Raw genomic sequence first — 12,994 nt, forward strand, 5'->3', positions numbered from 1 at the left:
CGGCACCCCATGCACGACATCCGGTTCGGCGCGCACCAGATCGGTCCGGGCCACCCGCCGTTCGTGATCGCCGAGATGTCCGGCAACCACAACGGCGACCTCGACCGGGCGCTGGCCATCGTCGACGCCATCGCGGAAACCGGCGCGCACGCGGTCAAGCTGCAGACCTACCGCCCGGACACGATCACCATCGACGTCGACACCCCGGCGTTCCGGATCGGCGACTCGCATTCCCTGTGGGGCGGCGAAAACCTGTACAAACTGTACGAAAAGGCCCACACGCCCTGGGAGTGGCACGCGCCGATCTTCGAGCGCGCCCGCGCCAAGGGCCTGGAGATCTTCTCCAGCCCCTTCGACCCGACCGCCGTCGAGCTGCTGGAGTCACTGGACGCGCCGGCGTACAAGATCGCGTCGTCGGAGATCGTCGACCTGCCGCTGATCGACCTCTGCGCCCGCACCGGCAAGCCGCTGGTCATCTCGACCGGCATGGCGAACGTCGCCGAGATCGACGCCGCCGTCCGCACCGCCCGCGAAGCCGGCAACGACCAGCTGATCGTGCTCGGCTGCACGGCGAGCTACCCGGCGTCGCCGCGCGAGAGCAACCTGCGCGGCCTGCCGCTGCTGGCCGGCCTGACGCAGACGCTGGTCGGGCTGTCGGACCACACGCCGGGCATCGGCGCGCCGGTCGCGGCCGTCGCGCTGGGTGCCGTCGCCATCGAGAAGCACGTCACGCTGGCGCGCGCGGACGGCGGCGTCGACTCGGAGTTCTCGCTGGAGCCGTCGGAGCTGGCCGCGCTGGTCGCCGAGACGCACCGGGCGTGGGAAGCGCTGGGCGAGCCGGTGCTGGGCCCGCGTGAGAGCGAGAAGGAGGGCCTGCGGCTGCGCCGGTCCCTCTACGTCGTCGAGGACGTCCGGGCGGGCGACGAGGTGACGCCGGCGAACGTCCGGTCGATCCGGCCCGCCGGCGGCCTGGCCCCGGCCGAGATCACGGCCGTGGCCGGGCGCACCTTCCGCGTCGACGCCGCGAAGGGCACACCCCTCACCTGGGACCTGCTCTAGAAGAAGTCGCGCACGGCGTCGACGACGCGGTCGACGTCGGCGTCCGTCAGCGACGGGAACAGCGGCAGCGAGAGCTCCTGCTCGTAGTACGCCTCGGCGTTCGGGCAGAGCCCGCGCCGGTAGCCGAGGTCCTCGAACACCGGGTGCCAGTACGCCGGGATGTAGTTGACCTGGACGCCGATGCCGGCGCCGCGCAGGTGCTCGAACAGCGCCTTGCGCCGGCCTGCCAGCACTCGCAGCGGGTAGAGGTGCCACACGGGGTCGGCGCCCGGGCGGCTCGGCGGGGTCGCGACGCCGTCGACGTCCGCGAGGGCCGCGCTGTAGCGGGCGTGGATCTCGGCGCGGCGCTTCTTGAACTCGCCGAGCCGGGTGAGCTGGCTGCTGCCGAGCGCGCAGAGGACGTCGGGCAGGCGGTAGTTCAGCCCGAACTCGTGGACTTCCTGGTGCCAGGCGCCTTCGTCCGGGTAACGCTGCTCGGCGCGGTCGCGGACCAGGCCGTGGTTGCGGAACTTCCGCGCGCGGTCCAGCAGGTGCGCGTCCGGGGTGACGACCGCGCCGCCCTCGGCGGTCGTGAGGTTCTTGGTCGGGAAGAACGAGAACGTCGTCAGGTCGGCGATCGAGCCCACCGCGCGGCCCTGCCACGCGCCGCCGACGGAGTGCGCCGCGTCCTCCAGCAGCAGCGCCCCGGCGTCGTGCGCGAGCTTGCCGAGGGCGTCCAGCTCCGCGGGGTGGCCCGCGTAGTCGACGGCGGCGACGACCTTCGTGCGCTCGGTCATCGCAGCGGTGGCCGCTTCGACCGAAAGGTTCCCGGTGTCCGCTTCGACGTCGGCGAACACGACCTTCGCACCGAACAGCGCGGCCGTGGCGGCCGTCGCGACGAACGTCATCGGGGAGACGACGACCTCGTCGCCCGCGCCGATGCCCGCGGCCGCGTAGGCGACGTGCAGCGCCGCCGTCCCGGAGGTCACGGCCACCGCGGGAGTGCCGCCGGTGTGCGCCGCGAGGTCCCTCTCGAACTGCTGGACCGCGGGCCCGGTGGTCAGCCAGTCGCCGCGGAGCACCGCGACGACCGCCTCGATGTCCGCGTCACTGATCGACTGGCGGCCGTACGGGAGAAACGGCTCAGCCATACTGCTCGACCAGCTCGCGCAGCTCCTGCGCGTCCAGCCACAGGTCGTTCGTGTCGGAGCGGTAGGCGAAGCCGTCGGGCATCGGCTTACCGTCCGCCGGCGACTCGTAGCCCCAGCCCGCGAGGTGCGGCTGGACGACGTAGCGGTCGGACAGCTGGACCGTCCGGCGCGCGTCGTCCGGCGCGATCATCTCCTCGTGCAGCTTCTCGCCGGGGCGGATGCCGACCTCGTGCATCTCGCTGCCCGGCGCGATCGCCTGGGCGAGATCGACGAGCCGCATGCTCGGGATCCGCGGCACGTACAGCTCACCGCCGCGCATCTGGTCGAACGAGTCGACGACGAACCGCACGGCCTGGGGGAGCGTGATCCAGAAGCGGGTCATCTCCTTGTGCGTGATCGGCAGCGACTCGCCCTGCTCGGCGAGCTTGCGGAAGAACGGGATGACGCTGCCGCGCGAGCCCATCACGTTGCCGTAGCGGACCACGGAGAACCGGGTCACGTGCGCGGCCGCGTAGTGGTTGCCGCTGATGAACATCCGGTCGGCGCACAGCTTCGTGGCGCCGTAGAGGTTGATCGGGCTGGACGCCTTGTCGGTCGACAGCGCGACGACCTTCTTGACGCCCGTGTCGATCGCGGCCTCGATCACGTTCTGCGAGCCCATGACGTTGGTCTGGACGAACTCGAACGGGTTGTACTCACCGGTGTCGACCTGCTTGAGCGCGGCGGCGTGCACGACGTAGTCGACGCCGTGCATGGCGCGCTCGAGCCGGCGCCGGTCGCGGACGTCGCCGATGAACCAGCGCAGGCGCGGGTCGTCGTTGAACAACTGCCGGGCTTCGTACTGCTTGAGCTCGTCGCGGGAGAGCACGACCAGCCGGCTCGGGTTCAGTTCGGCGAGGGCGTGCGCGATGAACGCCTTGCCGAACGAACCGGTCCCGCCGGTGAGCAGGATGCTGGAGCCATCCAGCTCGGACATCGTTGACCTCCGCGTTTGGGGTTGGGTGCCGTCGGCCATCATGTCACCCATGCGTGCAGTGCCCGGTGTCAACGCCGTCATCCAGGCCCGGTCGACGTCGACGAGGCTGCCCGGCAAGGTGCTGCGCCCGCTGGCCGGCCGCAGTGTGCTGGGCTGGGTCGTCCGGGCCGCGGCGGCCGCTCCCGGGGTGGACCGCGTGGTGGTCGCGACCTCGTCGGACGCTTCCGACGACGCCGTCGCCGCCGAGGCCGTGCGGTGCGGCGCGGCCGTGGTCCGCGGCCCGCTGGACGACGTCCTCGCGCGCTTCGGGCTGGCCTTGCGGGAGCACCCGGCCGACGCCGTGATCAGGCTCACCGCGGACTGCCCGCTGCTGGACCCGGCACTGATCGGCCAGCTGGCGACGCTCTGGCGGGCCCAGCCGTCGCTGGACTACGTCAGCACGACGCTGGTCCGGACGCTGCCGCGCGGGTTCGACGCCGAGCTGGTGCGCGCTTCGGTACTGGCCGAGCAGGTCGAGACGGCCACCGGCGCCGACCGGGAGCACGTCACCTCGGGCATCTACTCGCAGCCTGCGCGCTATTCGTGCACCGGGATCGTGGTGAGCCCGGCCGCCGACGACCTGCGGGTGACGTTGGACACGGCCGAGGACTGGGCCCTGCTGGAAGCGCTCGTGGCGGAGCTGGGCGACCGCGTCGGCGACTGGCGGTCCGTGGTCGGGCTGCTGCGGTCGCGGCCGGATCTGGTGGCGCTGAACGCCGAGGTCGAGCAGAAGAAGGTCGGGCAGTGAGGCTGCTCCTGCGGGCGGACTCGTCGGCGTCGATCGGCGCCGGGCACATCTCGCGGGTGGTCGCCTACGCCGAGCGCGCGGTGGCGCGGGGCTGGCCGGTCTCGTTCGCCGGCAGCACGGCGAACGCCGAATGGCTCGCGTCGCGGTTCGACGAGCTGGCGGTCCCGCGGCTGGCCGACGCGCCCCTCGGTGAGCTGGCGGCCGGGTTCGACGCCGTGCTCGTCGACCACTACGGCGTCGGCGACGTGCGCAAGGAGATCAACGCGGCGGGCGCGGCGCTGGTGTCGATCGAGGACGACGTGTTCGGCCGCCGCCCGGCCGACGTCGTCGTGGACGCCGGTTTCGCGCCCGGACCGCGGCCGGACGACGGCTCCGGCGTCCTGCTGCGCGGAGTCGCGTACGCGCCGCTGCGGGACGTCGTCCTGCGCACCCGGGACCGCCGCGCGCCGTCCGGTACCCCGCACGTCACGGTCGTCCTCGGGGGCGGCGCGGAGTGGGCGTCGACGGTCGCGGTGCTGCTTCGCGCGCTTCGCGACACGGAACTGCCGTTCGTGGCGGACGCTTTGGTGCGCGGCGAGCCTTCCCTGCCGTCGCTGGGCCCCGGCCAGACGATCCGCGTCTCGGCGCCGAGCCCCGCTCTGCTCGACACGCTGGCGACGACGGACGTCGCGGTGAGCGCGTCCGGGGTGACGTTCGTGGAGCTGTGCTGCCTCGGCGTCCCGACGGCCGCGGTGCAGCTGGTCGCCAACCAGGAGACCGGCTACCGGGCCGCGCTGGAGCTGGGCCTCGCGGCCGGGCTCGGGCACGCGGAGTCCCTTGAGGACAGACTGCCGGAGGTGACGGCGGTGTTGCGCGCACTGCTGTCCGACGCCGCGGTCCGCCACGCGCTGTCCGCGACGGCGTCGGCCACAGTGGACGGTCGCGGCGTGGACCGGGTCCTGGATTCCCTCTGAACGAGGACCGTCTGTGTCCTCGATCGTTTCTAGGTTGGGGGCATGACGATCACCCCGTTCCGCATCGACATCCCGCAAGCCGAGATCGACGACCTTCGTGCGCGGCTCGCGAACACCCGCTGGCCCGACCAGCCCGCCGATACCGGGTGGCGGCTCGGGGCGCCCGTCGACTACGTGCGTGAGCTGGCCGAGTACTGGCGGCTGGAGTTCGACTGGCGCGCGCAGGAGGAGCGGCTCAACGGCTTCCCGCAGTTCACGACGGCCATCGACGGGACGACCGTGCACTTCCTGCACGTGGAGTCGCCGGAACCGGGTGCGACGCCGGTGCTGCTCACGCACGGCTGGCCGGGCTCGGTCGTCGAATTCCTCGACGTGATCGGGCCGCTCACCGATCCGCGCGCGTACGGCGGCGATCCCGCGGACGCGTTGCACGTGGTGGTGCCGTCGATCCCGGGTTACGGCTTCTCCGGCCCGACGCCGGAGGCGAACTGGGGGCCGGACCGGATCGCCCGGGCGTTCGCGGAGCTGATGACCCGCCTCGGTTACGAGAACTTCGGCGCCCACGGCGGCGACTGGGGCGCGTCCATCGCGCGCGAACTGGCGGTGCAGTTCCCCGAGCGGGTCGTGGGGATCCACGTGACGACGCTGCCGTCGGCGGTGGTCCGGAGCGAGGCCGCCCTCGAGGGCCTGACCGGCGACGAGCTCGCGGCGGCCCGGCGCTCGCTGGAGAAGGGGCTGAAGTTCTCGTACCTGGGCACGGGCTACGCGATGATCCAGTCGACCAAGCCGCAAACGCTGGCGTACGGCCTGACCGACTCGCCGGCGGGCCAGCTGGCGTGGATCGCGGAGAAGTTCCGCGCGTTCTCGAACACCTCGGAAGACCTCATCGACCGCGACGACCTGCTGGCGGACGTCTCGATCTACTGGTTCACGGGCACGGCCAACTCGTCGGCGCGGTTGTACGCGGCCCTGGCCGCGCCGTGGGGCTCCCCGCCGCCGCCGAACACGGTCCCGACGGGCTTCGGCGTCTTCCCGGACGACATCGGCCTGCCGATCCGGACGCTCGCGGAGCGAACGGACAAGATCGTCCGCTGGACGGAGTTCCCGCGGGGCGGTCACTTCCCCGGGCTGGAGGAGCCGGACGCGCTGATCGGCGACGTCCGGGCGTTCTTCCGCAGCTTGCGCTGAGTTGTCCACAGGGGTTGTCCACAGGCCGGCAAGACTGTGGACAACCCCGGCGCACGTCCTAGAGGTATTGCCCGGTCCCCGAAATCCCGGGCCCATGCCCTTCGACACCCGGCACACCGAGGCTGCCGCCGGCGGCCGACGGACCCGCCGGCAGGCCCCGCCGCATCTGCTCCAGCTGGACCCGCGCCGCCATCTGCTGGGCGAACAGCGCGGTCTGTATCCCGCTGAACAAGCCCTCCAGCCAGCCGACCAGCTGGGCCTGGGCGATCCGCAGCTCCGCGTCCGACGGCGTCGAGTCGTCGGCGAACGGGTGGACCAGGCGCTCCAGCTCGTCGCGCAGCTCCGGCGCCAGCGAGTTCGACAGCTCCTTCACCGACGTCTGGTGGATCTCGCGCACCCGCGTGCGGGACGCGTCGTCGAGCGGGGCGGCGCGGACCTCCTCCAGGAGCTGCTTGATCATCGTGCCGATCCGCATCACCTTCGCCGGCTCTTCGATGAGCTCGCCCACGGCCTCGGCGTGCTCCGCGCCCTCGAGGGGCGAGCCGTCCGGTCCGACTACCACCACGTGGGGTGAAGATTCGTGGCCGGCGTCACCCGCTGTGCCCGATTCCCGGAAGTTCGGCTCGGTCATGTGCTCCATCCTGGCTTGCCTTCAACACGCTCCGCGACACCCGAGGGGTGTCCGTCTCCGAGCGTAGCCGCAATCGGCGTTCCCGGTGGCTCTCCACCCAACCCCGGACGCACGGCGAAACCGCACGTCCGTACGGTGTCCCCATGGCGTTCGACGTCGCTCGTATCCGTGGGCTCTTTCCCGCGCTGGGTGACGGCTGGATCCACTTCGACGGCGCCGCCGGAATGCTGGTCCCGGAACAGGTCGCTTCGGCCGTTTCGACGGCGATGCGCGCCCCGGTGTCGGGGCCGGGTGGAGCGTTTCCGGCCTCACAGCGCGCGGAAAGCATCGTGACCGCGGCCCGCAGGGCCGTGGCCGACCTGGTCGGTGCCGACCCGGCCGCCGTCGTGCTCGGACCCAGTTCACCGGTGATGCTGCGCCGCCTCTGCGACGCGCTCGCCGAACGCTGGACGATCGGCGACGAGGTCGTCGTCTCCCGGCTCGACGAGCAGGCCAACCTCGCGCCGTGGCAGCGCGCCGCGAAGCGCGTCGGCGCCGTCGTGCGCTGGGGCGAGATCGACATCGAGACCTGCGAGCTGCCCGCGTGGCAGTACGAGCAGCTCGTTTCGGCGCGCACCAAGGCCGTCGCGGTCACGCTCGCGTCCGGCTCGGTCGGCACCCGCCCGGACGTCCCGACGATCATCGAGTTCGCCAAGCGCGTCGGCGCGCTCGTCGTCGTCGACGCCACGTACGCCGCGCCGTTCCTGCCGCTGGACATCAACGCCCTCGGTGCCGACGTCATGGTCGTGTCCGCGCAGGCCTGGGGCGGCCCTTCGGTGGGCGCACTGGTGTTCCGCGACCCCGAACTGATCGAACGCATCTCGTCCGTCTCGCTCGACCCGGCCGCGCGCGGGGCAGCGCGGCTCGAACTGGGCCCGCACGCCTACCCGCTGCTGGCCGGGCTGATCGCGTCCATCGACTACCTCGCGGGCCTCGACGACGCGGCCTCCGGGTCGCGGCGCGAGCGCCTCGTCACCTCGCTCGGCTCGGCGAAGTCGTACCACGCCGGCCTGCTCGCGCAGCTGTCCACCGAACTGCTGACGCTGCGGCACATCATGGTCATCGGCAACGCCATGCGCCGGATCCCCGCGCTCGCCTTCGCCGTCGCCGGCAAGAAGTCGCCCGAAGTCGCCGAATACCTTGCCTCACAAGGGTTGTGCGCGTTCGCCGACGACGGCGCGGCCGGCGTCTTCGCGTCACTCGGCGTCGGAGAAGTGGGCGGCGCCGTGCGGATCGGGCTCGCCCACTACTCCAACGTCTTCGAGATCAACCAGCTCGTGCGGGTCCTCGAAGAGCTGCGCTAAGACGTCGCGGTCAGCAGGATCTTCCCGAACACGCTGCCCTCTTCCATCGCGCGGTGCGCGGACGCGGCCTCGGACATCGGGGTGACCTGGCCGACGATCGGCTTGACGGCGCCTTCGGAAACCAGCGGCCACAGGCGTTCCCGGACGTCGGCGACGATCGCCGCCTTCTGGTCCAGCGGCCGGAATCGCAGGCCCGCGGCGAACACTTCGGCGCGCTTCCCGAGCATGGCGCCGACGTTCAGCTCGCCCTTCACCCCGCCCTGCATGCCGATGATCACGAGCCGCCCGTCGGGCTTCAGCGCGTCGACGTTGCGGCCCAGGTAGGACGCGCCCATGTTGTCGAGGATGACGTCCGCGCCGCCGGTCTCCTTGCGGAGCACCTCGACGAAGTCCTCTTCCTTGTAGTTGATCGTGAGGTCGGCGCCGAGCTGGCGGCAGCTTTCGAGCCGCTCCGCCGAGCCCGCGGTGACCACGACGGTCGCGCCGAGCGCCTTGCCCACCTGGATCGCGTGCGTGCCGATGCCGCCGGCGCCGCCGTGGACCAGCAGCACCTCGCCCTCGGTGAGCTTCGCGTGCATCACGACGTTCGCCCACACCGTGCAGGCCACCTCGGGCAGCCCGGCCGCGGCGATCAGGTCGACCTCGCCCGGCACCGGCAGCAGCTGCCCGGCCGGGACGACGACCTTCTGCGCGTAACCGCCGCCGGCGAGCAACGCGCAGACCTCGTCGCCGACGTTCCACCCTTCGACGTCTTCGCCGAGTTCGGCGATCGTGCCGGAGCACTCCAGGCCGATCGTCTCGCTGGCGCCGGGCGGCGGGGGATAGTGCCCCTGCCGCTGCAGCAGATCGGCCCGGTTGACCGCGCTCGCGGCGACGTCGAGGAGGACTTCGCCGGGTCCGGGCCGCGGATCCGCGATCTCCGTCCACTCGAGGACGTCCGGGTCACCTGGTTCACGGATGGTGATCGCGTACATGCGTCGACCGTATACCGGTGGGTGAGAGTCCCGCCGAATGACGCATTGACGTACCTCTCATATCGCACAAAAGTGAGCAACCATGTCACTCTTCCGAAAGAGATTCGTCCCGCCGGTGGCCTTGGCCGCCTGCGCGACACTCGCGCTCGGCCTCACCCCGGCCGCCGCCGCGAACACGGTCCCCGACGGCCCTGCGCTGGCCAAACAGCTCGTCAAGAAGGTCGACATCAACGGCGTCAACCGCCACCTCATCGCGCTGCAGCGCATCGCCGACACCAACGGCGGCACGCGCGCGGCGAGCACCGACGGCCACAAGAAGTCCGCCGAGTACATCGCCACCAAGCTCGAGGCGGCCGGCTTCCAGGTGACCCGCCAGGAGTTCCCCTTCACGTTCTCGCAAACGCTGGCCGAGAAGCTCACCGCCGGCGGCGCGAACGTGCCGGTCATCGCGATGGAGTACACGACGTCGACGCCGGTCGGCGGCATCACCGCGCCGCTCGCCGTGGTCGCGGTGGACGACACCAGCGGCTGCGAGGCGACCGACTACACCGCCGACGTCGCGGGCAAGATCGCGCTGATCAAGCGCGGCGGCTGCTCCTTCGCGCAGAAGCAGGCGACGGCCGCGGCGGCGGGCGCGATCGGCGCCGTCGTCTACAACAACACCGACGGCGACCTCAACGGGACGCTCGGGGACCCGGCCGACGCGAAGATCCCGACCGGCGGCGTGACCGCGGCCGCGGGCGCGCAGCTGGCCACCCTGGCCGGCCAGCCCGTGACGCTGGAGCTCCGGGCCTTCCAGGAGGCGCGGACCAGCTACAACGTCATCGCCGAGACCAAGTCCGGGCGCAAGGACAACGTCGTGATGCTCGGGTCGCACCTCGACAGCGTCCCGGCCGGCCCCGGCATCAACGACAACGGCACCGGCTCGGCGACCCTGCTCGAGACGGCGCTGCAGCTGGGGAGCAGCCCGAAGGTCGGCAACGCCGTCCGCTTCGGCTTCTGGAGCGCGGAGGAGTTCGGCCTGATCGGCTCGACCTACTACGTCGACTCGCTGAGCTTCGAGCAGCAGCTCGACATCGCGCTGTACCTCAACTTCGACATGATCGGCTCGCCGAACGCCGGGTACTTCGCCTACGACGGTGACAACTCCGACGGCGTCGGCGCGGGCGCCGGCCCGTACGGCTCGGCGCAGATCGAGAAGACCTTCGTCGACTACCTGCAGGCCGCGCGGGGCGTGTCCCTCGAGGGCACCGACTTCACCGGCCGCTCGGACTACGGCGAGTTCATCGCCGTCGGCATCCCGGCCGGCGGCCTGGACACCGGCGCCGAGGTCCTGAAGACCCCGGCGCAGGCGGCGAAGTGGGGCGGCACGGCGGGCATCGCGTTCGACCCGTGCTACCACCAGGCCTGCGACAACCTGGGCAACATCGACCGCGTCGCGCTGGACCGCAACGCGGACGGCGTCGCCTGGGCCCTCGGCGTCTACGCGACGAGCACCGAGAGCATCAACGGCGTCAAGCCGGGCAAGGCGAAGAACGTCAAGCAGAAGGCCGCCGAACGCAGCGGGCAGCGGAACTTCTCCGCGCACGCCGTCGCCGGTGACCCGCACGCGCTGACCGCCTGAGAACAGGCAGAAGGGGCCGTCCCGAACTCCCGGGACGGCCCCTTCGTCGTGTGTCAGCCCAGGTTGCTGGCGCCGAAGGTGTCGCAGCGGGCCGGGTCACCGGTCTGGAAGCCGGTGGTGAACCACTTCTTGCGCTGCGCGGACGTGCCGTGGGTGAACTGCGAGCTGTCCACCTGGCCGCCGCCGAGCTTGGTCTGGATGTAGTCGTCGCCGATCCGGGACGCCGTGTCCAGCGCCGACGCGATGTCGTCCTGCGTGATGTCGAGGATCAGCGGCTTGCCGGTGTCGGTCGGCGTCGTCGTCGCGTGGTTGCCCCAGACGCCGGCGTAGCAGTCGGCCTGCAGCTCGAGCCGGACCGAACCCGACGTCGGGCCGGTGCCGGTGCCCTTCTTCGACGTGCCGAGCAGGTTCTGCACGTGGTGGCCGTACTCGTGCGCCAGGACGTACGCCTCGGTGAACTGGCCGCCCTGCGCGCCGAAGCGCGTCTTCAGCTCGTTGAAGAAGCTCAGGTCGATGTAGACCTCGGAGTCGGCCGGGCAGTAGAACGGCCCGGTGTCCGAGGTGGCGCTGCCGCACCCGGTGCGGACGCCGCCGTTGAAGAAGTTCGTCGGCGCCTTCCGGTAGGTCGAGCCGGAGCGCGCGAACTGCTGCGCCCAGTAGTCCTGGACGGAGTTGACGATCGCGACGATGGCGCAGTCGTGGTTCTTGTTCGCGTCCGCGCCGGTCTTGCAGGTGCTCGCGAGCTGGGAGTTGTCGACCTGCTGCCCGGAGCCGACGCTGCCGAGCCCGCCGCCGCTGCCCAGGTTCACCGCCCCCGGGCTGATCCCGCCGAGCTGCGAGATCACGAAGTAGATGATCAGCCCGACCACGCCGAGCCCACCACCACCGAGCGCCACGCGGCCACCGATCCCGCCGCCACCACCACCGCTGCCGCGCATGTCCTGGACCTCGGAAGCGTCCAAGCCCGCGTCGTCGTCGAATCTCACGCGGCAGATCGTAGCCGGACATGGTCCTGGGCGCGGCCTTCGCGGCCACGCCCAGGACTTGTACCGAGGTTTGTCTCTACAGAGCGGCTGGCCGCGAACGGACCGGCGTTCAGGCGCTGTCGCCACGATTGCTGAGATCGCGGCCTGACACAGGCCCGATCGACGCCGAATGCGTGAACGCAGGAAAGCCCGCACGGTGCTGTTCGCAGTGAGGCTGGTTCGCCTCGGTCACGACCGACCCGGTAGGTGTCCGTTCCGGTCGCGGGGACGCAGCTGGCGGTCAACCGCGAGAATCACCCGTCACGCAACCACCTGACCTCTCTGGCGGGGAGCCGGGCCGGCACGTCGCCGTCGTCGCGCCTATACCTCGGCCAACCGTCCGCCGACAAGCAGAATGCGCCTTTTCCGGCCGAGTCTCAACCTTTTCGTAACCCCACCTTCGGGCGATGTTGCAACGGTATTTTTACCCGCAGACAACTCGGACTCGGACCGCGCGGTCCCTTGATCAACGTTCTACGCTGCCTTATGACCGAGGAGCGGCCTGTGCGGTGGTTGGACGAAGCCGAGTCTGATGCGTGGCGCTCCTACATCGTCGCGACGTTGCGGTTGCGGCAGCGGCTGCACCGCGAGCTGGCCGACCGGCACGACGTCTCGCTGACCGACTATGAGGTGCTCGTCTGCCTGGAGTTCCAGCCCGGGCAGCGGATGCGGATGACGGAGCTGGCGACCCTGATGGGCTCGACCAAAAGCCGGTTGTCCCACCAGATCGGCCGCCTCGAGGACGCGGGGATGGTCCGCCGGGTCCGCGACCCGGAGGACAAGCGCGGCGTGATCACCGAACTGACCGAGGACGGCGTGCGGCTGCTGGAGTCCGCGGCCCCGACACACGTCGAGGGCGTGCGCGAGCACCTGATCGACCTGCTGAGCCCGGAAGAGCAGGCCACGATCGCCTCGGCGTTCGGCCGGGTGCTGGACCACCTGACCCAGGTGGAGGGCTAGCCCGCCGAGGAGCGGAAGCGGCGGGCGGAGGTCCGGTGCCCGCGCTGCCCCGGCAACGAGCGGAAGCCGACCCCGCGGGGGTCCGGGGGCTCGCCCCCGGCGGGGGTCTGGGGGCTCGGCCCCCAGGGGCGATGGCGGACGCAAGCGCCCGGTCCGCGCGTTCCGCGGACACGCCTCACCCAGCTTGCGGTAGCGGTGGGATTCGAACCCACGGAGAGGTTGCCCCCTCGCATGTTTTCAAGACATGTTCCTTCGGCCGCTCGGACACGCTACCTCTGGTCACGAGGGTAGCCGACCGGGTTTCGTGGCAACCTCAGCCGTGTCCCGGACGTGCTCGGGGTCCT

The 12,994-nt window shown here is 71.3% G+C and carries 12 protein-coding genes and 1 tRNA gene; 7 read left to right on the forward strand and 6 right to left on the reverse strand.

Annotated elements, in window-relative coordinates; translation table 11 throughout:
- The first annotated feature begins 9 nt into the window (after nt 1–9).
- On the forward strand, nt 10–1,059 hold the full coding sequence (gene pseI, locus MUY22_RS13585) for a pseudaminic acid synthase (RefSeq protein WP_247059970.1): 1,050 nt from the start codon (nt 10–12) through the stop codon (nt 1,057–1,059).
- Here the strand turns inward: pseI and pseC are convergent.
- Both pseC and pseB read right to left on the reverse strand, forming a co-directional pair.
- On the reverse strand, nt 1,056–2,189 hold the full coding sequence (pseC, locus tag MUY22_RS13590) for a UDP-4-amino-4,6-dideoxy-N-acetyl-beta-L-altrosamine transaminase (protein WP_247059972.1): 1,134 nt from the start codon (nt 2,187–2,189) through the stop codon (nt 1,056–1,058). The genes pseI and pseC overlap by 4 nt on opposite strands.
- Entirely contained in the window at nt 2,182–3,165 is a 984-nt protein-coding gene (gene pseB / locus MUY22_RS13595) for a UDP-N-acetylglucosamine 4,6-dehydratase (inverting) (RefSeq protein ID WP_247059974.1), read from the reverse strand. The genes pseC and pseB overlap by 8 nt, the downstream gene beginning before the upstream one ends.
- 49 nt (nt 3,166–3,214) lie before the next feature.
- Between pseB and MUY22_RS13600 the strand changes: the two genes are divergently transcribed.
- The 3 genes from MUY22_RS13600 to MUY22_RS13610 are packed head-to-tail and all read left to right on the forward strand — an operon-like array spanning nt 3,215 to nt 6,093.
- Entirely contained in the window at nt 3,215–3,952 is a 738-nt protein-coding gene (locus MUY22_RS13600; protein ID WP_247059976.1) for a cytidylyltransferase domain-containing protein, read from the forward strand.
- Nucleotides 3,949–4,905 carry a spore coat protein gene (locus tag MUY22_RS13605; RefSeq protein WP_247059978.1) on the forward strand — a complete coding sequence of 319 codons (957 nt, stop codon included), beginning with the start codon at nt 3,949–3,951 and terminating at the stop codon, nt 4,903–4,905. Before MUY22_RS13600 ends, MUY22_RS13605 begins: the two co-directional genes overlap by 4 nt.
- A gap of 42 nt (nt 4,906–4,947) precedes the next feature.
- Complete coding sequence (locus MUY22_RS13610) at nt 4,948–6,093, forward strand: epoxide hydrolase family protein (RefSeq protein WP_247059980.1); 1,146 nt, start codon at nt 4,948–4,950, stop codon at nt 6,091–6,093.
- A gap of 58 nt (nt 6,094–6,151) precedes the next feature.
- Here the strand turns inward: MUY22_RS13610 and MUY22_RS13615 are convergent, their stop codons facing one another.
- Nucleotides 6,152–6,733 carry a bacterial proteasome activator family protein gene (locus tag MUY22_RS13615; RefSeq protein ID WP_247059982.1) on the reverse strand — a complete coding sequence of 194 codons (582 nt, stop codon included), beginning with the start codon at nt 6,731–6,733 and terminating at the stop codon, nt 6,152–6,154.
- Nucleotides 6,734–6,867: 134 nt separating this feature from the next.
- On the opposite strand from MUY22_RS13615, the gene MUY22_RS13620 reads away from it, so the two are divergent.
- On the forward strand, nt 6,868–8,067 hold the full coding sequence (locus MUY22_RS13620) for a cysteine desulfurase-like protein (protein WP_247059983.1): 1,200 nt from the start codon (nt 6,868–6,870) through the stop codon (nt 8,065–8,067).
- Here the strand turns inward: MUY22_RS13620 and MUY22_RS13625 are convergent.
- Nucleotides 8,064–9,041 carry an NAD(P)H-quinone oxidoreductase gene (locus MUY22_RS13625; protein ID WP_247059984.1) on the reverse strand — a complete coding sequence of 326 codons (978 nt, stop codon included), beginning with the start codon at nt 9,039–9,041 and terminating at the stop codon, nt 8,064–8,066. The genes MUY22_RS13620 and MUY22_RS13625 overlap by 4 nt on opposite strands.
- Before the next feature lie 82 nt (nt 9,042–9,123).
- Here MUY22_RS13625 and MUY22_RS13630 point away from each other — a divergent pair, with 82 nt between their 5' ends.
- The gene (locus MUY22_RS13630; protein WP_247059985.1) at nt 9,124–10,665 is read left to right on the forward strand and encodes a M28 family metallopeptidase; all 1,542 of its coding nucleotides are present in this window, start codon (nt 9,124–9,126) and stop codon (nt 10,663–10,665) included.
- A 53-nt stretch (nt 10,666–10,718) separates the two neighbouring features.
- On the opposite strand, the gene MUY22_RS13635 is transcribed toward MUY22_RS13630, so the two are convergent.
- Nucleotides 10,719–11,651, reverse strand: coding sequence for a neutral zinc metallopeptidase (locus MUY22_RS13635; RefSeq protein WP_247059986.1), 933 nt, complete (start codon nt 11,649–11,651; stop codon nt 10,719–10,721).
- 525 nt (nt 11,652–12,176) lie between these two features.
- Here MUY22_RS13635 and MUY22_RS13640 point away from each other — a divergent pair.
- Entirely contained in the window at nt 12,177–12,650 is a 474-nt protein-coding gene (locus MUY22_RS13640; protein WP_247059987.1) for a MarR family winged helix-turn-helix transcriptional regulator, read from the forward strand.
- Between the two features lie 187 nt (nt 12,651–12,837).
- Here MUY22_RS13640 and MUY22_RS13645 read toward each other — a convergent pair.
- A tRNA-Ser gene (locus MUY22_RS13645) sits at nt 12,838–12,924 on the reverse strand.
- Nucleotides 12,925–12,994: the final 70 nt, after the last annotated feature.

Origin of the sequence: Amycolatopsis sp. WQ 127309, from assembly GCF_023023025.1 — a bacterium.
GTDB lineage: Bacteria > Actinomycetota > Actinomycetes > Mycobacteriales > Pseudonocardiaceae > Amycolatopsis.